The 20,540-nt window shown below is 69.9% G+C and carries 10 protein-coding genes; 2 read left to right on the top strand and 8 right to left on the bottom strand.

The annotated features are described in order from the left end of the window. Positions 1-20: 20 nt before the first annotated feature. Both AB0K11_RS23685 and AB0K11_RS23680 read left to right on the top strand, forming a co-directional pair. A complete protein-coding gene (locus AB0K11_RS23685; protein ID WP_364982741.1) occupies positions 21-3,317 on the top strand; it encodes an arabinosyltransferase domain-containing protein in 3,297 nt (1,098 codons plus the stop codon). Next, entirely contained in the window at positions 3,314-6,502 is a 3,189-nt protein-coding gene (locus tag AB0K11_RS23680; RefSeq protein ID WP_364982738.1) for an arabinosyltransferase domain-containing protein, read from the top strand. The genes AB0K11_RS23685 and AB0K11_RS23680 overlap by 4 nt, the downstream gene beginning before the upstream one ends. 4 nt (positions 6,503-6,506) lie before the next feature. On the opposite strand, the gene AB0K11_RS23675 is transcribed toward AB0K11_RS23680, so the two are convergent. The 8 genes from AB0K11_RS23675 to AB0K11_RS23640 all read right to left on the bottom strand — a co-directional run bounded on the left by AB0K11_RS23675 (position 6,507) and on the right by AB0K11_RS23640 (position 20,539). Next, positions 6,507-8,081: an acyl-CoA carboxylase subunit beta gene (locus AB0K11_RS23675; RefSeq protein ID WP_364982735.1), complete on the bottom strand. Its 1,575-nt coding sequence runs from the start codon at positions 8,079-8,081 to the stop codon at positions 6,507-6,509. Then, entirely contained in the window at positions 8,078-13,459 is a 5,382-nt protein-coding gene (pks13, locus tag AB0K11_RS23670; protein WP_364983147.1) for a polyketide synthase Pks13, read from the bottom strand. The genes AB0K11_RS23675 and pks13 overlap by 4 nt, the downstream gene beginning before the upstream one ends. A gap of 168 nt (positions 13,460-13,627) precedes the next feature. Next, complete coding sequence (fadD32, locus tag AB0K11_RS23665) at positions 13,628-15,517, bottom strand: long-chain-fatty-acid--AMP ligase FadD32 (protein WP_364982732.1); 1,890 nt, start codon at positions 15,515-15,517, stop codon at positions 13,628-13,630. Between the two features lie 176 nt (positions 15,518-15,693). Then, positions 15,694-16,716 carry a cutinase family protein gene (locus AB0K11_RS23660; protein ID WP_364982729.1) on the bottom strand — a complete coding sequence of 341 codons (1,023 nt, stop codon included), beginning with the start codon at positions 16,714-16,716 and terminating at the stop codon, positions 15,694-15,696. A gap of 9 nt (positions 16,717-16,725) precedes the next feature. Then, a complete protein-coding gene (locus AB0K11_RS23655) occupies positions 16,726-17,226 on the bottom strand; it encodes a DUF732 domain-containing protein (RefSeq protein WP_364982726.1) in 501 nt (166 codons plus the stop codon). A gap of 62 nt (positions 17,227-17,288) precedes the next feature. After that, positions 17,289-18,185, bottom strand: coding sequence for an alpha/beta hydrolase family protein (locus tag AB0K11_RS23650; RefSeq protein WP_364982723.1), 897 nt, complete (start codon positions 18,183-18,185; stop codon positions 17,289-17,291). Between the two features lie 158 nt (positions 18,186-18,343). Next, on the bottom strand, positions 18,344-19,387 hold the full coding sequence (locus AB0K11_RS23645; RefSeq protein ID WP_364982720.1) for an alpha/beta hydrolase family protein: 1,044 nt from the start codon (positions 19,385-19,387) through the stop codon (positions 18,344-18,346). Between the two features lie 171 nt (positions 19,388-19,558). Continuing rightward, positions 19,559-20,539 (bottom strand): alpha/beta hydrolase family protein, encoded by a 981-nt coding sequence (locus tag AB0K11_RS23640; RefSeq protein ID WP_364982717.1) that lies wholly within the window; start codon positions 20,537-20,539, stop codon positions 19,559-19,561. Position 20,540 lies beyond the last annotated feature (1 nt).

Here is a 20,540-nt window from a genome sequence, read left to right as displayed (position 1 = left end):
GTCGCATACCATCGTCCCTCGTGCCCGCCGATGCCGAAGACGCCGCCGTCCGCGGTCCCCGCATCGCCCGGTTGATCGCCGTCGTCGCCGGCCTGGCCGGTGTCGTGCTGTGCGCGCTGGTCCCCCTGCTGCCGGTGAAGCAGACCACCGCCACCATCCTGTGGCCGCAGGCCCCGACCCCCGCAGGCACCGTCGGGCAGCTGACCGCGCCGCTGGTGTCCGGCGCGCCGCTCGCGCTCGACGTGTCGATCCCGTGCCGGGCCATCGCGAGCCTGCCGCCCGAGGGCGGCACGGTGTTCTCCACCATCCCCGAGGGCGGCATCGCCTCCGGCCGCAACGGCTTGTTCGTCCGCGCCACCACCGACGCCGTGCTCGTGGCGTTCCGTGACACGGTGGCCGCCGTCGCTCCCCGCGCCGCGGTGGCGGGCGGCGGCTGCAGCTCCCTGCACGTGTGGGCCGACGCCGGCGGCGCGGGAGCCGACTTCATCGGCATCCCCGGCGCGACGGGCGTGCTGCCGGCCGACAAGAAGCCGCAGGTCGCAGGCGTCTTCACCGACCTCGACGTGGCGGCGCAACCGGGCCTGACGGCGCGTATCGACGTCGACACCCGGTTCGCCACCACCCCGACGCCGCTCAAGCTCGCGGTGATGGTGCTGGGCGTCGCGTGCGTGATCGCCTCGATCGTCGCGCTGGCCGTGCTGGACCGCCGCGGCAGACGGCGGATCGCCCTGGCGTGGCGCGGCGTGTGGCGTGCCGGTCCCGCGACCTGGCTGGCCGACGCGGGCGTGGTCGGCGGCCTGCTGGTGTGGCACGTCGTCGGCCCGCAGTCCTCGGACGACGGCTACAACCTCACCATCGCGCGCATCGCCGGCGAGGCCGGTTACGCCACCAACTACTACCGCTACTTCGGCGCCAGCGAGGCGCCGTTCGACTGGTACCAGTCGGTGCTCACGCACCTGGCGTCCGTCAGCACCGCGGGCACGTGGATGCGGCTGCCCGCCACCGCGGCCGCGATTGCCACCTGGCTGATCGTCAGCCGGTGCGCGCTGCCGCGGCTGGGCAGGCGGCTGGCCGCCAACCGCGTCGCCGTGCTCACCGCGGGTGTGGTGTTCCTGGCGGCGTGGCTGCCGTTCAACAACGGCCTGCGCCCGGAGCCGCTGATCGCGTTCGGCGTGGTCGCGGTGTGGATGCTGGTCGAGAGCACCATCGGAACGCGGCGGCTGTGGCCGGCGGCGGCGGCGATCGTCATCGCGATGTTCTCGGTGACGCTCGCACCGCAGGGGCTCATCGCCCTGGCGCCGCTGCTCGTCGGGGCGCGCCCCATCGCGCGCATCGTCGCCGCCCGCAGGACGTCTCACGGACTGGCCGCAGCGCTGGCGCCGCTGGCCGCCGCCGCGTCGCTGGTCTTCGTGATCGCGTTCCGCGACCAGACGCTGGCCACCGTCGCCGAGTCGGTCCGCATCAAGTACGTCGTCGGCCCGACGATCCCGTGGTACCAGGAGTTCCTGCGGTACTACTTCCTGACCGTCGAGGACAGCGTCGACGGCTCGCTGACCCGGCGCTTCTCGGTGCTGATCCTGCTGCTGTGCGTGTTCGGCCTGCTCATGGTGCTGCTGCGGCGGGGCCGGGTGCCCGGCGCGTTCAGCGCACCGGTGTGGCGTCTCACCGGGACCACCGCGGTGGGGCTGCTGCTGCTGACGCTCACCCCGACCAAGTGGGCGGTGCAGTTCGGCGCATTCGCCGGGCTGGCCGGTGCGCTCGGCGCCGTCACCGCGTTCGCGTTCGCCCGCGTGGGCCTGCACAGCCGACGAAATCTCGCGCTGTACGTGACGGCACTGCTGTTCGTGCTGGCGTGGGCCACCTCGGGCCTCAACGGCTGGTTCTACGTGGGCAACTACGGCGTGCCGTGGTTCGACAAGCAGCCGGTGATCGTCGGCTACCCGGTGACCACGATCTTCCTGGTGCTCGCCATCGCCGGCGGCCTGCTCACCGGCTGGCTGCACTTTCGGATCGACTACGCCGGGCACACCCAGGTCGCCGACACCGGCCGCAACCGGGCGCTGGCGTCCACCCCGCTGCTCGTCGTGGCGACCATCATGGTGGTGCTCGAGCTGGGGTCCATGGTCAAGGCCACCGCGAGCCGCTACCCCGTCTACACCACCGGGGCGGCCAACCTCTCGGCGCTGCGGTCGGGATTCTCCGGCGACAGCTGCGCGATGGCCGACGCCGTGCTCGTCGAGGCCGACACCAACGCCGGCATGCTGCAACCCGTCCCGGGACAGCGCTTCGGCGAGTACGGCCCGCTGGGCGGCGAGGACCCGGTGGGCTTCACCCCCAACGGCGTCAACGACACCCTCGAGCCCGCCGAACCGGTGGCGGCCAACCCCGGCACCCCCAACGCCGACGGTCCGGTGGACAAGCCCAACATCGGCATCGGCTACGCGGCGGGCACCGGTGGTGGCTACGGCCCAGAGGGCGTCAACGGCTCGCGGGTGTTCCTGCCGTTCGGGCTCGACCCCGACCGCACGCCGGTGATGGGCAGCTTCGCCGAGCCCGGCTCGGATGAGGCAGGGATCGCGGCGACGGCCACCTCGGCGTGGTACCAGCTGCCGCCCCGCACCGCCGACCGGCCGCTGGTGACCGTCGCCGCCGCCGGCGCCATCTGGTACTACGAGGAGGACGGCTCGTTCAACTACGGCCAGTCGCTCAAGCTGCAGTGGGGCGTGCACCGGCCCGACGGCAGCTACCAGGAGCTCGGCGAGGTGCAGCCGATCGACATCTTCCAGCAGAAGGCATGGCGCAACCTGCGTTTCCCGCTGGCGTGGGCGCCGCCGGAGGCGAACGTGGCGCGCATCGTGGCCGACGACCCGAACCTGTCGGAGGACCAGTGGTTCGGATTCACGCCGCCACGGGTGCCGGTGCTGCAGACCGCCCAGGACTTCCTCGGTGACCGGACGCCGGTACTGATGGACATCGCCACCGCCGCGAACTTCCCGTGCCAGCGCCCGTTCTCCGAACATCTGGGGGTGGCAGAACTGCCCGAGTACCGGGTGCTGCCCAACCTGAAGCAGGTGGTCACCTCGTCGAACCAGTGGCAGTCGGCCGAGGACGGCGGGCCGTTCCTGTTCATCCAGGCGCTGCTGCGCACCGAGTCGATCCCGACGTACCTGCGTGACGACTGGTACCGGGACTGGGGCTCCATCGAGCGCTACAGCCGGGTGGTGCCCCGGGACGACGCACCCGACGCGGTGATCGAGGAGGGTTCCAAGCGGGTGTTCGGCTGGAGCCGCGGCGGACCGATCAGGGCCCTCCCGTGAACGCGGTGAAGGACCAGAGCCGGGACGTGCGGGTGGCGCGCTGGGTCGCGACGATCGCCGGCCTGCTCGGGTTCGTGATGTCGGTCGCCACACCGCTGCTGCCGGTCACCCAGACCACGGCGACGCTGAACTGGCCGCAGCAGGGCCAGTACGCCAATGTGACGGCGCCGCTGATCACCCAGGCACCGGTCAGCCTCACCGCGACCATCCCGTGCGACGTGGTCCGTGGCATGCCCCGCGACGGCGGACTCGTGCTCGGCACCGCACCCGCCGAGGGCCGCGACGCCGCACTGAACGCGATGCTGGTCAACGTCACGGCCTCGCGCGTCGACGTGATCGTCCGCAACGTCGTGGTGGCCAGCGTGGAACGCGGCCGCGTCGCCGGGCCCGGCTGCGACCGCATCGACATCACCTCGTCGATCGACGGCACCTACGCCGAATTCGTCGGCCTGAAGAAGCGCGACGGTTCCCCGCAGCGCAGCGGATTCGCCGACCCCAACCTGCGGCCGGCGATCGTCGGCGTGTTCACCGACCTGACCGGTCCCGCCCCTCCCGGGCTGCAGTTCTCCGCGGCGATCGACACCCGCTTCACCACCCATCCGACGGCACTCAAACTCCTCGCGATCGTCCTCGGCATCGTGTGCACGGTCGTTGCGCTGGTCGCGCTGTGGCGGCTGGACCGGGCCGACGGCCGCCGCATGCGCCGGCTGATCCCCACCCGGTGGCGGACCTTCACCGCCGTGGACGTGTTCGTGGTGGGCGTGTTCGCGCTCTGGTACATCATCGGCACCAACTCCTCCGATGACGGCTACCAGATGCAGATGGCCCGCACGGCCGAGCACTCCGGCTACATGGCCAACTACTTCCGCTGGTTCGGTGTGCCCGAGGACCCCTTCGGCTGGTACTACAACGTGCTGGCGCTGATGTCCCAGGTGAGCACCGCCGGCATCTGGATGCGCCTGCCCGATCTCATCTGCTCGCTGATCTGCTGGCTGCTGCTGAGCCGCGAGGTGCTGCCCCGACTTGGGCCCGCCGTGATCGCCAGCCGCCCCGCGCTGTGGGCGGCCGGCCTGGTGCTGATCGGCGCGTGGATGCCGTTCAACAACGGCCTGCGCCCGGAGGGGCAGATCGCCACCGGCGCTTTGATCACCTACGTGCTGATCGAGCGCGCCGTCAGTTCGGGCCGGTTGACCCCGGCCGCGCTGGCCATCTTCTCGGCGGCGTTCACGCTGGGCATCCAGCCCACCGGCTTGATCGCGGTTGCGGCGCTGGTCGCAGGCGGACGACCGATCCTGCGCATCGTGATGCGCCGCAGGCAGACCGTCGGCACGTGGCCACTGATCGCGCCGATGCTCGCGGCGGGCACCGTGATCCTGTGCGTGGTGTTCATCGACCAGACCTTCGCGACGGTGTTGGAGGCCACCCGGATCCGCACCGCGATCGGCCCCAGCCAGGAGTGGTGGACCGAGAACCTGCGCTACTACTACCTGGTGCTGCCGACGGTGGACGCGGCGATCTCGCGCCGGTTCGCCTTCCTGTTCACCGCACTGTGCCTGTTCCCCGCGCTTTTCATGATGTTGCGCCGCAAGAGGATCGCCGGCATCGCCCGCGGTCCGGCGTGGCGGCTGATGGGCATCATCTTCGCGACGATCTTCTTCCTGATGTTCACCCCCACCAAGTGGATCCACCACTTCGGGCTGTTCGCCGCCGTGGGCGGCGCCATGGCCGCGCTCACCACCGTGCTGATGTCACGGACCGTGCTGCGCTCGGCGCGCAACAGGATGGCGTTCCTTGCGCTGGTGTTCTTCGTGCTGGCGCTGTGCTTCGCTTCGGTCAACGGCTGGTGGTACGTCTCCAATTACGGTGTGCCGTTCAACAACTCGGTGCCCCAGCTGGGTGGCGTCACCGTGTCGGCGGTCTTCTTCGCCCTGTTCGCGATCGCCGCGCTGTGGGCCTTCTGGCTACACGTGTCCGGGCGGCGCGAGTCACGGGTGGTGGACCGGTTGACCGCCGCACCGGTCCCCCTGGCCGCCGGGTTCATGGTCGTGGTGTTCGTCGCGTCGATGGCGGTCGGCGTGGTCCGCCAGTATCCGACCTACTCCAACGGCTGGGCGAACGTACGGGCGTTCGTCGGCGGCTGCGGCATGGCCGACGACGTGCTGGTCGAACCCGACTCCAACGCCGGCTTCCTGCGCGCCGCGCCCGGCCGCTACGGCCCGCTCGGCCCACTCGGCGGCACCGACCCGGTCGGCTTCTCCCCCAACGGCATTCCCGACCGCATCATCGCCGAGGCAATCAGGCTCAACAACCCGCAGCCCGGCACCGACGCCGACTGGAACGGCCCGCGGCGGCTGCCACGCCCCGGGGTGAACGGGTCGACGGTGCCGCTGCCCTACGGACTGGACCCGGCGCGGGTACCGGTGGCGGGCACCTACTCCACCACCGCCCAGCAGGAGAGCACGCTCGCGTCGGCCTGGTACGAGCTGCCCGCCGCCGACGAGGCGCACCCGCTGGTGGTGATCACCGCAGCCGGCACTGTCGCAGGAAACAGTGTGGCCGACGGGGTTTCGTCGGGACAGACGGTGGCGCTCGAGTACGGCCGGCGCGGACCCGACGGCGCCGTCGCACCCGCCGGACGCGTCGACCCGTACGACGTCGGACCGACGCCGTCGTGGCGCAACCTGCGCTACCCGCGCTCGCAGATCCCGGACGACGCCGTCGCCGTGCGGGTGATCGCCGAGGACCTCAACCTCGGTCAGGGCGACTGGATCGCCGTGACGCCGCCACGGGTTCCCGAGGTGAAGTCGCTGCAGGAGTACGTCGGGTCCGAGCAGCCGGTGCTGATGGACTGGGCGGTCGGAATGGCCTTTCCGTGCCAGCAGCCGATGCTGCACGCCAACGGCGTCACCGAGGTGCCCAAGTACCGCATCTCGCCGGACTACTTCGCGAAGCTGCAGAGCACCGACACCTGGCAGAACGGCCTCGAGGGTGGCCTGCTCGGCATCACCGATCTGCTGCTGAAGGCCTCGGTGATGTCGACGTACCTGTCCGAGGACTGGGGCCAGGACTGGGGCTCACTGCGCAGGTTCGACACCGTCGTCGACGCCGCACCCGCGCAGATCGACCTCGGCACCGACACCCACAGCGGCCTGTACTCGCCGGGGCGGATCCGCATCCAGCCGTAGCGGGCTAGATCGGGGTGAGGCCGTGCTTGCGGTTGACGCGGTTGATCTGCTTGTCCCGCAGCAGCTTCAACGACTTGCGCAGCAGCAACCGGGTCTCGTGCGGCTGGATCACGGCATCGATGAAGCCGCGTTCGGCGGCGATCCACGGTGTCGCCATGTTCAGGTTGTAGCCCTCGATGAAGTCCTTGCGGATCTTCTGCACCTCGGGCGACGTCGGATCGGGGAACCGCTTCACCAGCAGCTGCGCCGCACCCTCGGCGCCGATCACGGCGATGCGTGCGGTCGGCCAGGCGAAGTTCAGGTCCGCGGAGAGCTGCTTGGAACCCATCACCGCGTACGCACCGCCGTACGACTTGCGGATCGTGATGGTCACCTTCGGCACATCGGCCTCGACGACGGCGTTGAGGAACCGGCCGCCGCGCTTGATGATGCCGCCCTTCTCCTGTTCCACACCCGGCATGAAGCCCGGGGTGTCGACGACGAAGACCAGCGGCAGGTTGTACGAGTCGCAGAAGCGGACGAACCGGGCCGCCTTGTCAGAGGCCTCGTTGTCGATCGCGCCGGACAGGTACATCGGCTGGTTTGCGATCACGCCGATCGGCCGGCCGTCGACCCGCGAGAACGCCGTGATGATGGACTGGCCCTGGTTGGCGGCCACGTCGAACACGTCGCCGTCGTCGAAGATCCGCAGCAGGATCTCGTGCATGTCGTAGGCCATGTTGTCGCTGTCCGGCACGAGTGAGTCCAGCTCGAGGTCGTGCGGCGTGACCTCCGGCTCGAGACCCGGGTTGACCACCGGCGCATCGTCGAAGGTGTTGGCGGGCAGGAAGCTCAGGTAGTCGCGGGCGTACTGGAACGCCGCGGCCTCGTCCTCGACCACCTGGTGGATGTTGCCGTAGCGGGCCTGCGCATCGGCGCCGCCCAGTTCGTCGAGGCTGACGTCCTCACCGGTGACGTCTTTGATCACGTCGGGCCCGGTGACGAACATGTACCCCTGGTCGCGCACGGCGATAACGAGATCGGTCTGGATCGGCGAGTACACCGCACCGCCCGCGCACTTGCCGAGGATGATCGAGATCTCCGGCACCATGCCGCGCAGCAATTCGTGGCGGCGGCCGAGTTCGGCGTACCAGGCCAGCGACGTCACCGCGTCCTGGATCCGGGCGCCGGCCGAGTCATTGATGCCGACGATCGGGCAGCCGACCATCGCCACCCACTCCATCAGCTTGGCCACCTTGCGGCCGAACATCTCGCCGACCGACCCCTGGAACACCGTCTGGTCGTGGCTGAACACGCCGACCGGCCTGCCGTTGATGGTGCCGTGGCCGGTGACCACGCCGTCGGTGAACAACGCGTTCGGGTCACCCGGCGTCTTCGCCAGGGCGCCGATCTCCAGGAAACTGCCCGGGTCGAGCAGCGCGTGGATCCGCGCCCGGGCGCTGGGCAGACCCTTCTTGTCCCGGCGAGCCTTTGACTTCTCGTCGCCGGGATCCTTGGCCAGTTCCAGCTTCTCCCGCAGTTCCGCGAGCTTCTCCGCGGTCGTCCCCGCGTGAACGGCGGGCGCTTCTCCTGTGGTCACTTGCTCTCGCTCTCGACGCGGTTGATCGCCTCGCTCATGTGGGCACCCACCTTGGCAATGTACGGCTCGTCGATCGCCTGGATGTGCTCACCCCCGATGGGCACGATCTCGAGATCCTCGACGAACTCGCCCCAGCCGCCGTCGGGCTGACGGATGGCGTAGCGCGGCTCGAAGAAGATCGCGTCGTCGTGGTACCGATCGGCCATGTACAGGGTGACGTGCCCGTCGTAGGGCTGGATCTCCGCGGTCTCGAGCAACCGGTTGTCCAGGTAGGACGTCCGCTGGTGCTCGATGATGCCGCCGGGGATCTGCACCCCGCTCTGGCTGACGACGTCCAGGACGTACCGGACCTGGCCCTCGTCGTCGAGCTTCTCGAGTTCCTCATACGGGATCTCGGGCACCTCGACGTTGAACGTGCGCTCGGCGAAGCGAGCGTAGCGGTCCCAGCGCGCCCGCATCTCCTCCTGGGTCTGCGGGATCTCCTCGCCCGGACGCACCATGTCGATCAACCCGACGAACCGGACGTCGGCGCCCGCGCGCTTGAGTCCGATCGCGCAGGCGTACGCCAGCGCACCACCCAGCGACCAGCCGACCAGGATGTACGGCCCCTTGCCGCCGATCTCCATCAGCTTCGGCAGGTACTCGGCGGCCCGTTCCTCGACCGAACCCTCGACCCGCTCGAAGCCGTACATCGGGGTGTCCGGCGGCAGGTGGCGCAGCAGCGGTTCGTACACCACGGTCGAGCCGCCCGCGGGATGGAATACGAACACCGGCACGCTGTTCGAGCCCTCCACCGGTGGCCGCAGCGTCCGCACGAAGCCGTCGATCTTGCCGCCCTCGAGGTAGTCGCGCACCGTGGTGGCGAGCTCCTCGACCGTCTTCGCCGAGCGGACGGCGTCGACGGTGATGGTGCCCTCGTCGACCCGCTCGGTGAGCCGCTCTGCGATCTTCGTCGCCGTCGCCTCGTCGATGCTCGGCAGCTCATTGAAGATGCCGCCGGGCGACTTGCCGGTGACGATGGCCCACGTCGCGAACGTGACCCGCTCCGCGGCGTCGCGGGGCGGCACGTCGGCGCCGAGCGCCTCGGTGACGGCCTCCTGGGTCAGCACCTTGGACGCCGCGGCGACCGTGGACTGCGACGGGCCCGAGGCGGCGGGCCCGGACGGATTCGTCGGCGGCGGTGGGACACTCGCCGCTGAAGGGCCTGCCGGGTTGGTGGGCGGCGGCGGGACAGGCGCCCCGCCGGACTGGGTGTCCGGCTCGGCCTGCGGGTCGGGCGCGGGTGCCGCGATCGTCGCGGGGCTGGCGCCGCTGAGCACCGTCGCCTGCTCCCTGACCTCCTCGGTCGCGCCCAGCGGGTGGCCGGCCGACGCGAGTTTCTCCTCGAGTTCGGCGACGGTGCTCGCACCGCCAAGGAGTTCGGCCTGAGCGGCGGCGATCTCCTCGGCGGTCTTCCCCTTCTGCGCCTCGGCCAGCTGGTCGACCTCGTCGCGATGCTCGATCGCGTAGGTGATCAGTTTCTCCACGGCGTTGAGGTTGGCGTCGCGCACCGCGGTCAGCTGGATCGGCGGCATGTCGAAGTCGTATTCGACCCGGTTCTTGATGCGCACCGCCATCAGCGAATCCAGGCCGAGCTCGATCAGCGGCACCTCCCACGGCAGGTCCTCGGGCTCGTAGCCCATGGCGCTGCCGACGATGGTGCCGAGCCGGTCGTGGATCGACTCGCCGGACTCCGGGCTCCACTTGCCCAGCGAGGCACCGAGATTGGCGCCTGCGGTCAGGTTGTCGTGCAGGATCTCGGCGTCCTCGGTGGGCGCCGTCTCCGGTGCGGCCGTCAGCGGCTGCGCGGCAACGACTCCGGTGGCGACCGCGGCGGGCAGCGCGATCCCCTGGCCGCCGCGGGACACGATCGCGTCGTACACCAGCGTGAACGACTCGTCGATGCGGGCATGCACCTGCACCGAGGCGCCACCGGGGTGACGGGTCAGCGTGGTGACCAGCCGGGCGTCCTCGCCGGGTACCGCGCGCTGTTCGGCGGCGACCACCGCGGCATCCGGAAGGATCTGCGAGGCAGCGGTTTTCACCAGTGCCGACAGGTCGGTGCCGCCGCGCGGTGCGTACTCCCACACGTGGCGGCCGTCCGGGGTGGCGACGTGCGTGCCCGGCATGATGCCCGAGTTGTCACCGCTGAACCGCACGTCGAGCCAGTGCGGCTTGCGGCGGAACCGGGTGGGCGGGATGTCGGCGAAGTCCAGCGCACCGGCCAGGCCGCGCGAGCGGCGCGGGAACAGCGTGCGCATGTCGAGGTCGTGGCCGTGCACGAACAGCTGCGCCATGGCCGCGGTCATCGAGTCGACCTCGTCCTGCTTGCGGGCCAGCGTGGCGATCAGCTGCCCGTCGTGCAGGCCTGCGGCAGCCGTCGTCAGCCCGACCTGCATGAGCGCCACCGGATTCGGGGCCAGCTCCAGGAACGTGGTGTGGCCGTTGTCGACCGCGTTGCGGATGCCGTGGGTGAAGTAGACCGAGTGCCGCAGGCCCTTCTTCCAGTAGTCGACGTCGTGGATCGGCTCGCCGCCGGGCCGGATGTACTGCCCTTCGTGCACGGTCGAGAAGTAGCCGATCTGCACGGGATGCGGCTCGATGCCCTGCAGTTCGGCGGCCAGCTCGCCCAGCAGCGGATCCATCTGCGTGGTGTGGCTGGCGCCCTTGGTCTGGAACTTGCGGGCGAACTTGCCCTCCTTCTCCGCCCGCTCGATGATCGCGTCCACCTGCGCGGGCGGACCGCCGATCACCGTCTGGGTGGGTGCGGCGTAGACGCACACCTCCAGGTCGGGGTAGTCGGAGAACACCGTCTTGATCTCGTCGGCGGAGTACTCGACGAGCGCCATCAGCCTGATGTACTCGCCGAAGAGCATCGCTTCGCCCTCACCCATCAGGTGGCTGCGCGAGCATATGGTGCGGGTGGCGTCGGCCAGCGACAGACCGCCGGCGAAGTAGGCCGCGGCGGCCTCGCCGAGCGACTGCCCGATCACTGCACCGGGTTTGGCGCCGTGGTGGCGCAGCAGCTCACCGAGCGCGACCTGGATGGCGAAGATGGTGATCTGGGTGGTCTCGATGCCGTAGTCCTGCGAGTCGTCGAGGATCAGCTCCAGCACCGAGTAGCCGCGCTCGTCCTGCACGTGGGCGTCGACCTTGTCGATCCACTCGGCGAAGACCTCGTTGCGCAAATACAGGCTCTTGCCCATCTTGCGGTGCTGCGCGCCGAATCCGGCCAGCACCCACACCGGGCCGTTGGTGACCGGGCCGTCGGCGCTGAACACGCTGGGGCTCTGCTTGCCCTCGGCGACCGCGCGCAGACCCTTGACCGCCTCGTCGTGGTCGTGGGCCAGCACCACCGCGCGGGAACGGCCGTGGTTGCGCCGCGACAGCGAGCGACCGATCGACTCCAGGGACGACGCCCGGCCCTCCGGGCTGTCGATCCAGTCGGCCAGCTCGGCGGCGGCGGCCCGCTTGCGCGACGTCAGGAACGCCGAGATGGCAAGGGGCACAACCGGGGTCGGCTGTTCGCCGGCCGCGAGTTCCTCGCGGGCGACCTCCAGCAGTCGCTTGGCCTCGTCGGTGATCCCGGGCAGCTCGTACTCGTCGTCGAGAGCGGCGGCGGGGCGGTCCAGATCGTCGTCGTCATCATCGTCGATGAACTCGCCGTACTCGTCCATCCGCACCCCGCCGACATACTGGGCGGGCTGGTTCGGCGCCGCGGTGACCGCGACCACCTCTTCTGCGGGTTCGGGCTCCACCAGGTCAGACGGCAACACCTCGCGCAGCACCATGTGCGCGTTCGCGCCGCCGAAGCCGAAGCCGGACACGCCGGCGATCGCGTTGCCGCTGTAGCGCGGCCAGTCGGTGACGGTGTCGGCGACCTTCAGCCGCACCGCGTCGAAGTCGATGTACGGGTTCGGACCGGTGTAGTTGATCGACGGCGGAATCTTGTTGTTCTTCAGCGCCAGCGCCGTCTTCGCCAGGCTCGCCGCGCCCGCGGCCGACTCCAGGTGGCCGAGGTTCGACTTCACCGCACCGAGCAGCGCGGGCCGGTCGGCCGGGCGGGTGCGGCCCACCACGCGGCCCAGCGCGTCGGCCTCGATCGGGTCGCCGAGGATGGTGCCGGTGCCGTGCGCCTCGACGTAGTCGACGTCGCGGGGGTTGATGCCCGCGTCCTTGTACGCCTTGCGCAGCACCTCGGCCTGCGCGTCGGGGTTGGGTGCCAGCAGGCCGTTGGACCGGCCGTCGTGGTTGACCGCGCTGCCCGCAACCACCGCGTAGATCTCGTCGCCGTCGCGGCGCGCGTCCGACAGCCGCTTGAACACCAGCATGCCGCCGCCCTCGGAACGGGCGTAGCCGTCGGCGTCCTGGGAGAAGGACTTGATCCGGCCGTCGGCGGCGAGCACGCCGCCGATCTCGTCGAACGCGGCCGTCACCAGTGGGGTGACCAGGGCGTTGACGCCGCCGACCAGCACGACGTCGGCCTCGCCGGCGCGCAGCGCCGCGACACCCTGGTGCGCGGCGACCAGCGAGCTGGAGCACGCGGTGTCGATGGCCATCGACGGGCCGCGGAAGTCGTAGAAGTAGGACACCCGGTTGGCGATGATCGAGCTCGCGCCGCCGGTGATGGCGTACGGGTGCGCCGTCCCCGGGTCGGCGACTGCCAGGAAGCTGTAGTCGTTGGTGGAGCTGCCGATGTAGACGCCGACCCGCTGACCACGCAGGCTCGACGCCGGGATGCGGGCGTCCTCGAGCGCCTCCCAGGTGAGCTCCAGCGCCATCCGCTGCTGCGGGTCGATGTTGTCGGCTTCCATCTTCGACAGCGCGAAGAACTCGGAGTCGAAGCCCTTGATGTCGGACAGGTAGCCGCCGCGGGTGCGCGCGTTGGCCAGCCGCTCCGCGATCCGCGGCTCGGAGAGGAACTCCGACCAGCGGCCCTCGGGCAGGTCGGTGATGGCGTCGCGGCCCTCGAGCAGCGCGTCCCACATCTGCCCCGGCGTGTTCAGGTCACCGGGGAACCGGGTCGCCAGGCCGACGATCGCGATGTCTTCCACGTCGCGATCCCGGGTCCAGTCGGTGCCGTCGTCGGTGTGGTCGACCTCGGGCTCGCCCTCGATGATCACCGCCGCCAGTGACTCGATGGTCGGGTTGCGGAACACCACGGTCGCGGTCAGCGTGACGCCGGTGAGGTCCTCGATGTCGCTGGCCATCGCCACCGCGTCGCGCGACGACAGGCCGAGTTCCACCATCGGCGCGGACTCGTCGATCTTGTCGGCGGCCTGGCCGGTGGCGTTGGCGATCCAGTTGCGCAGCCATTCGCGCATCTCGTTGACGGTCATGTCGACCTGCGCCGGCCGCAGCGGGCCGTCGTCCCCCTGCGCGATGACCGGCTGGTCCGGTGCGGACGGCGAATCGTTCGGTGTGTCAGACATGTTCAAATCTCTTTCGCCACCCGCAACGGTGGAATCTCAGTCGTCGGGAGTCCTCAGGGTCGCCGGACGCTCCGGTCAATCCGTCTCGTCGGGGAAGGCGTTGGCGACCTTCCCGCTGCGCAGGCTGCCGTCGAGGTACGCCGAGCGGCAGGCCCGGCGGCCGATCTTGCCGCTGGACGTCCGCGGGATGGCACCCGCGGGGGTGAGCAGCACGTCGCGGACGGTCACGCCGTGGCGCACCGCGATCGCGGCCCGGATGTCGTCGGCGATCGGCGCCATGTCCAGCTTGTGCGCGCCCGGCGCCCGCTCGCCGACGATCACCAGCTGCTCGGAGGTGTCGGACGGGTCGCGCTTGAGGCCGGCGTGGGCGTTCTCGAAGACCTCGTCGGGCAGCTGGTTGGCCGGCACCGAGAACGCCGCGACGAAGCCGGTGCGCAGCGCCTTGGTCGACTCCTGCGCCGAGTACTCCAGGTCCTGCGGGTAGTGGTTGCGGCCGTCGATGATCACCAGGTCCTTGACGCGCCCGGTGATGTAGAGGTCGCCCTCGTGGTAGGCGCCGTAGTCGCCGGTCCGCACCCACGTCGCGTCGTCGTCCGCACCCTGGGCGTGCGAGGGCTCGGTGCGCGACTTGAGGATGTTGCGGAAGGTGGCCTGGGTCTCCTCTTCCTTGCCCCAGTAGCCGGTGCCCATGTTCTGGCCGCTGATCCAGATCTCACCGATCTGGCCGTCCGGCAGCTCGGTGGCGGTGTCGTTGTCGACGATGACCGCCCACTCGGCGACGCCGATCTTGCCCGCCGACGCCTGTGCGACGGCCTTCTCGGAGTCGGCCGGCACCTCGACGAACCGGTGGTTGTTCAGCTCGTTGCGGTCGACGGTGATGATCTTCGGCGACTCGTTGACCGGCGTGGTGGAGACGAACAGCGTGGCTTCGGCCAGCCCGTAGGACGGCTTGATGGCCTGCGGCTTGAAGCCGTACGGCCCGAACGCCTCGTTGAAGTTGCGAACGGTGGCGGCCGAGATCGGCTCGCTGCCGTTGAGCAGCGCCTTGACGTTGGACAGGTCCAGCGGCGGCTCGCCGTCCTTGGGCAGGCCACGGACCGCGGCGTGGTCGAACGCGAAGTTGGGCGCCACCGAGATGACACCGCCGGTCTCGCCCTCCTTGCGGGCCATCTCCCGGATCCACCGGCCGGGCCTGCGGACGAACGCCGCGGGCGTCATGAAGGAGATGTAGTGGCCGATCACGACGGGCAGCAGCACGGTGATCAGACCCATGTCGTGGAAGAACGGCAGCCAGGACACGCCGCGGTCGCCTTCTTCGCCCTCGAGCGCCTCGATCACCTGCACCACGTTGGTGGCCAGGTTGAGGTGGGTGATCTGGACGCCGGTCGGGATGCGGGTCGACCCCGAGGTGTACTGCAGGTAGGCGATGCTGTCGTTGTTGACCTCGACCGGCTCCCAGGTGGCGCCGACCTCGTCGGGAACGGCGTCGACGGCGATCACGCGCGGGCGCTGGTTGGCAGGCCGGCTGCGGAAGAACTTGCGCACGCCCTCGGCGGCGTCGGTGGTCGTCAGGATCGCCGACGGGTGGCAGTCGTCGAGCACCGCGTGCAGCCGGCCGACGTGGCCGGGCTCGTTCGGGTCGAACAGCGGGACGGCGATCCGGCCGGAGTACAGGACGCCGAAGAAGGCGATGAGGTAGTCGAGGTTCTGCGGGCACAGGATCGCCACCCGGTCCCCGGGCTGGGTGACCTGCTGCAGCCGGGCGCCGACGGCGCGGTTGCGGGCGCCGAACACCGACCAGCTCAGGTCGCGCTCGACACCGTCGCGCTCGGTCGAGAAGTCCAGAAAGCGGTAGGCCAGCTTGTCGCCACGCACCTTCGCCCACCGTTCGACGTGGCGGACCAGGCTCCCGTTGTCGGGGAACCGGATCTGACCGTCCTTGAGGAACGGGTTGTGGAAGGCCATTTCATACTCCTGTCATGGGCGAGGCCAGCTGCTCGACCCCAAACCCCCGGAATCCTACCGGGGTGAGGGCGGCACCGGCGAAACCGCCGCGGACGCCACCACGGGACACCCCTCTTACTTTTCTCTTAATGTTAAGGGTACGGATCGGCGGCGGCCAAATCCGCCACGGTCACAAATCAGCCATGTTTCGGCTGCGGCGCGTTCGAGATCAGGTCACGGGTCCAGTTCAGCGTCCAGTCGGTCGCCGTCAGGCCGTTGTCGTTCCAGAACTGCGGGGTGGCGTACATGGCGTGCACCGGCTGCCCCGCCCCTCCGGACAGCGTCTCCAGCGTCTTGGGCAGGTTGACGATCGAGAACGCCGACTCCGGCGCGGCACAGATCAGGTCGCCGGGGGCGCAGATCTCGAAGGTGCGGTCGTTGAGCGTGCCGAAACCGCCGGGCCGCGGGCCGGTCATCGTCAGCCCGAGCGTCGACAGCGTCGGCACCTCGTGCAGCGTGATCTCCGCGCCCACCCCCGGCGGGTTGAGCCCAACGTCGCGGCCGACGCCGGTCTGGCGGCGACCGTCGGCGATCGCGACCACGCCGAGCACCAGGTCCTCGTCGACCGGCCCGCGACCGTTGCCGATGTCACTGGCCATGTCGCCCGCGATCACCGCACCCTGGGAAAAGCCGACCAGCACGTAGCTGGTGAGCGGGCAGCGGTTGTTCATGTCGGTCATCGCCTTGACCGCGGCACGGGTGCCCTCGGCCCGGCTGTCGTTGTACGACATCTGCCGGTCCGCGGAGAACGGATTGTGGAACTGCGCCGTGTACGGGACGGTGAAGATCTCCAGCCGCTGGTTGTCGAACTCCGCGCGGATCGGATTGGTCACCCGCAGCAGCAGCGCCGCCGGGAACTGCACCGGGTTGAAGGGGTCCATCTGCACCGACGACTCCCAGGTGCCGGGAATCGAGATCAGCTGCACGTCCGGGCAGCTCGCGTCCTGGAACTCCGGACGGGGCTTGCGCTGGCCGGGTGTCCCGGGGTCACTGGTGGGAGGCACCGCGCTGGGCGGCAGCGCGGTGTCCGGGGTGTCGGGCTTGCGCAGCACGATCACCACGATCGCCACCACCAGCACCACCACGAGTGCCATCGCCCCGGCCGCGATGAGCGCGAGGATGCGGTGCCGTTTCCGGCGGGTCCTTTTGGTCCTGGCCATGTTCTCCTGCTAGCAGAGTCGTTCGGTCGCGATGCGAATGTAGTCGGCGGTCACGGTGTCGAGGTCGGCCCGCGCGGTGTGGGCCGCGTCCGACCCGGCCGTGCGCACGTCGCTGCGCACCAGCGGCACCACGAAGTCCCACACCGCCTGATCGGTCTGCTGGGCCGCCCGCGCCTGGCAGACGTAGGACCCGATGGACAGCGCGAGCAGGTCGCTCGAGGGCGTCACCCCCGCGGCCGCCAGCGCGTCGAGGTAGTCGCGCTGCTGCGCGGTCACGGTCATCTGCCCCTGTTCGGCGTCCGCGTGCGGTCCGGTGATGTCCGGCGCGCTGCGCGCCGACTGCGCGTCCACACCGGCCGGGGTGGTCTCCGACGTCGGCAGCCCGACAGTCGCCCGCAGGTCGTCGGTCAGGCCGCAGGCACTGACCACCAGCACCGCCGAGAGGACCAGGAGCGCCGGCAGCGCACCGCGCCGGGCACGCCGCGACGACCGCTCACTCCTGCGTTGCACCCCTCCACGGTACCGGCTGCCCAAAAGTGCTCCCGGCCAGCGGATTCGCGGTGAACCGCGGGTCAGCGCAGGACGCTGGACAGTTCGCCCGACATCGCGGCCAGCTGCGACGACCAGCTACCCCAGTCGTGCTGGACGCCCGCCGGGAACTCGAAGTGCCCGTTGCCGCCGCCGTTGCCCCGGTAGTGCTGGTAGAAGGTGCGCGCGCTGCCCGCGGCCTGATCGCAGTAGCCGATCATCGCGGCCGGGTCGCTGCACGTCAGGGTGGCGGGGCTGAACACCCACAACCGGGTGTTGTTGTTGATCAGCAGCTGGATGTGCACGTCGGGGTCGTGCCACTTCCACCGGCCGAGCTGCGGCAGACCCCACATGTTGCGGATGTCGACGCCGCCGAAGCGGGCCAGCCCGTCGGTGATGGCGCCGTTCATCTGGGTCAACGACGGCGTCAGGAAGCCCGACAGCGATCCGGCGTAGCGGAACCGGTCGGGGTGGAAGGTCGCCATCGCCATGGCGCCGTAGCCACCCTGGGCTGCGCCGACGATGCCGTGCCCGCCCGGGGCGAGGCCCTTGTTGGCCGCCAGCCAGTTGGGCAGCTCGGAGGACAGGAAGGTCTCCCACTGCCTGCTGCCGTCCTGCTCCCAGTTGGTGTACATGCTCCATGCGCCGCCGGCAGGCGCGGCCACCGAGACACCCTTGCCCGCCAGCGTGCTCATCGCGTTGCCCGCGGTCACCCAGTTGCTCACGTCCGGCGCGGCGTTGAACGCGTCGAGCAGGAACACCGCGTGCGGTCCACCGCCCTGGAAGGCCACCGGGATGTCACGGCCCATCGCCGCCGACGGCACCATCAGGTACTCGACGGGCTCGGCGCCCGCGGTGGTGCCGGAGGTGGTCCCGACGGCCCCCCACAGGCCCGCAGCCAGTAGCACGCTCAGAAGTCCCCGGACCAGTGACCGACCCATTCATCCACCTCACGTCTCGGCTGTCCCCGCCGCAGGTAGTGAATCACACCTGCCCCCGGGGTCGCGCCAAAAGGGGCCGGTCGGACGACCCGTAAACGGCCGACGGCGGCGACCCCCGAAGGGATCGCCGCCGCAGGCGTCGTTCGTCTAGCGCTGGATCAGTTGCCGGCCTCGACCGGAGCCGCCGCAGGAGCGGCGACCGGGCCCGGGGTGGCACCCAGCACGCGCTGGATGTCCGGCTTCATCTGGCCGAGCTGCTGACCCCAGTACTCCCAGCTGTGGGTACCGGCCTGCGGGAAGTTGAACACGCCGTTCTTGCCGCCCGCGGCGATGTACTGCTCCTGGAAGGTCTCGTTGGTCCGCAGCGTGAAGCTCTCGAGGAACTTCGCGTTGAAGTTGTCGCCCGCGGCGACGCCGCTGCCGTTGATGTCGGCAGGCTTGCCGTTGCCGCAGAAGACCCACACGCGGGTGCCGTTGGCGACCAGCTTGTCGATGTTCACCATCGGGTCGTTGCGCTTCCACGCCGGATCGCTCGACGGACCCCACATGGCCTCGGACTTGTAGCCGCCCGCGTCACCCATCGACATCCCGACCAGCATCGGCCACCAGCCCTCGGACAGGTTCAGGAAGCCCGACAGCGACGCCGCGTACTGGAACTGCTGCGGGTAGTAGATCGCCAGCGTCATCGCGGCCGAACCGGCCATCGACAGGCCGACGGCCGCGTTGCGGTTCGGGTTCACGCCGTGGTTGGCGGACAGGTAGGCGGGCAGCTCCTGGGTCAGGAACGTCTCCCACTTGTAGGTGGAGCAACCGGCCTTGCCGCAGGCGGGCTCGTACCAGTCCGAGTAGAAGCTGGACTGGCCACCGACGGGCATGATCACCGAGAGGCCCGACTCGTAGTACATCTCGAACGCGTTGGTCTCGATGTCCCAACCGTTGAAGTCATCACGTGCGCGCAGGCCGTCGAGCAGGTACACGCCCGGCGCTCCCTGGCCACCACTCTGGAACTGCACCTTGATGTCACGTCCCATACCCGCGGACGGCACCATCAGGTACTCGACCGGCAGACCCGGACGAGAGAAGGCCCCCGCAGTCGCCGAGCCGCCGACCGCACTGACCAGGCCGGGCAGCACGGCGGCCGCCAAGGCCACGACCGTGAGCCGGCGCGTCCAGGCGCCGCGCATCTTCCCAACGAACTTCATGCTTTACCTATCCCATCTGTCGAATGCCGAACCCGGCCTGTGTCCACCGGAGCAGGCCGCGTTGCCCGTGTAGTCAACCACACCTCGGTGTGATAACTCTCTCCGGCTATTTCCCATGTGTGCGCGAATTCGCTTCTGAACTGCGCCTTTACCGATATCATCATCTGCCCGTCAGCCGCCGATGGTGGCGAGCAGGTCGGGTTTGAGGGCTTGCAGTTGCGCGCCCCAGTAGCCCCAGGCGTGGTTGCCCGCGGGCGGGAACGAGAAGGTGGCGTTGCGGCCGCCTGCGGCGGTGTAGGCCTGCTGGAACGCCTTGTTGCTGGTGATCGCCATCGCCTCGAGGCTGGTCGCATTGAGCGCCTGGCCGGGGTCAGCGGTGTCCAGCGGTGTCGCGCCGCCGGGTGCGCAGTAGATCCAGAGCCGGGTCCCGTTGGCCGCGATGCGGGCCGCCTGCACCACCGGGTCGTTGCGCTTCCAGGCCGGGTTCCACGGCGGGCCCCACATGTTGTCGACGTTGAAGCCGCCCGCGTCGAGCATCGCCACCCGGATGGCCTGCTGCATGACGACCGTCGACGGGTTGAGGAAGCCCGACAGCGAGGCGGCGTAACGGAACTGCGCCGGGTGGTAGGCCGACAGGGTCAGCGCGGCGCTGCCCGACATCGACAGCCCGACCACGGCGTTGCCGGTGGTCGACACCTGCTTGTTCTCCGCCAGCCACTGCGGCAGCTCGGCGGTCAGGAAGGTCTCCCACTTGTACGTGTAGGGCTGGTTGTTGAAGCTCGACGGCGAATACCAGTCGGTGTAGAAGCTGGACTGCCCACCGACGGGCATCACCACCGCGACACCGGAGTCGTGGAACCATTCGAAGGCGGCGGTGTTGATGTCCCAGCCGCTGTAGTCGTCCTGGGCGCGCAGGCCGTCGAGCAGGTAGACGGCTTTCGCAGCCGGACCCGGGGCGCCCTCGAACTCGACGCGCACGTTGCGCCCCATCGCCGTGGAGTAGACGTCGAGGTACTCGACGGGCAGGCCTTCGCGGGAGAACGCCGCGGCCTGCGACGCGCCTGTGACGGTGACCAGGCCGGGCAGCACGACCAGCGCGGTCAGCGCGGCGAGAAGCCGGCGCGCAGCGACAGCACCCGGGGTCCTACGCAAG

This window comes from Mycobacterium sp. NPDC050551, assembly GCF_040674075.1.
Classification (GTDB): domain Bacteria; phylum Actinomycetota; class Actinomycetes; order Mycobacteriales; family Mycobacteriaceae; genus Mycobacterium.
Note: the sequence above shows the minus strand (reverse complement) of the source record. Positions and strands in the feature narration are given on the sequence as shown.

Coding starts and splice junctions, on each gene's coding strand:
- AB0K11_RS23650 (WP_364982723.1), bottom strand. CDS start 18,185: ATGGGTCGGTCACTGGTCCGGGGACTTCTGAGCGTGCTACTGGCTGCG.
- AB0K11_RS23645 (WP_364982720.1), bottom strand. CDS start 19,387: ATGAAGTTCGTTGGGAAGATGCGCGGCGCCTGGACGCGCCGGCTCACG.
- fadD32 (WP_364982732.1), bottom strand. CDS start 15,517: ATGGCCTTCCACAACCCGTTCCTCAAGGACGGTCAGATCCGGTTCCCC.
- AB0K11_RS23660 (WP_364982729.1), bottom strand. CDS start 16,716: ATGGCCAGGACCAAAAGGACCCGCCGGAAACGGCACCGCATCCTCGCG.
- pks13 (WP_364983147.1), bottom strand. CDS start 13,459: ATGACCGTCAACGAGATGCGCGAATGGCTGCGCAACTGGATCGCCAAC.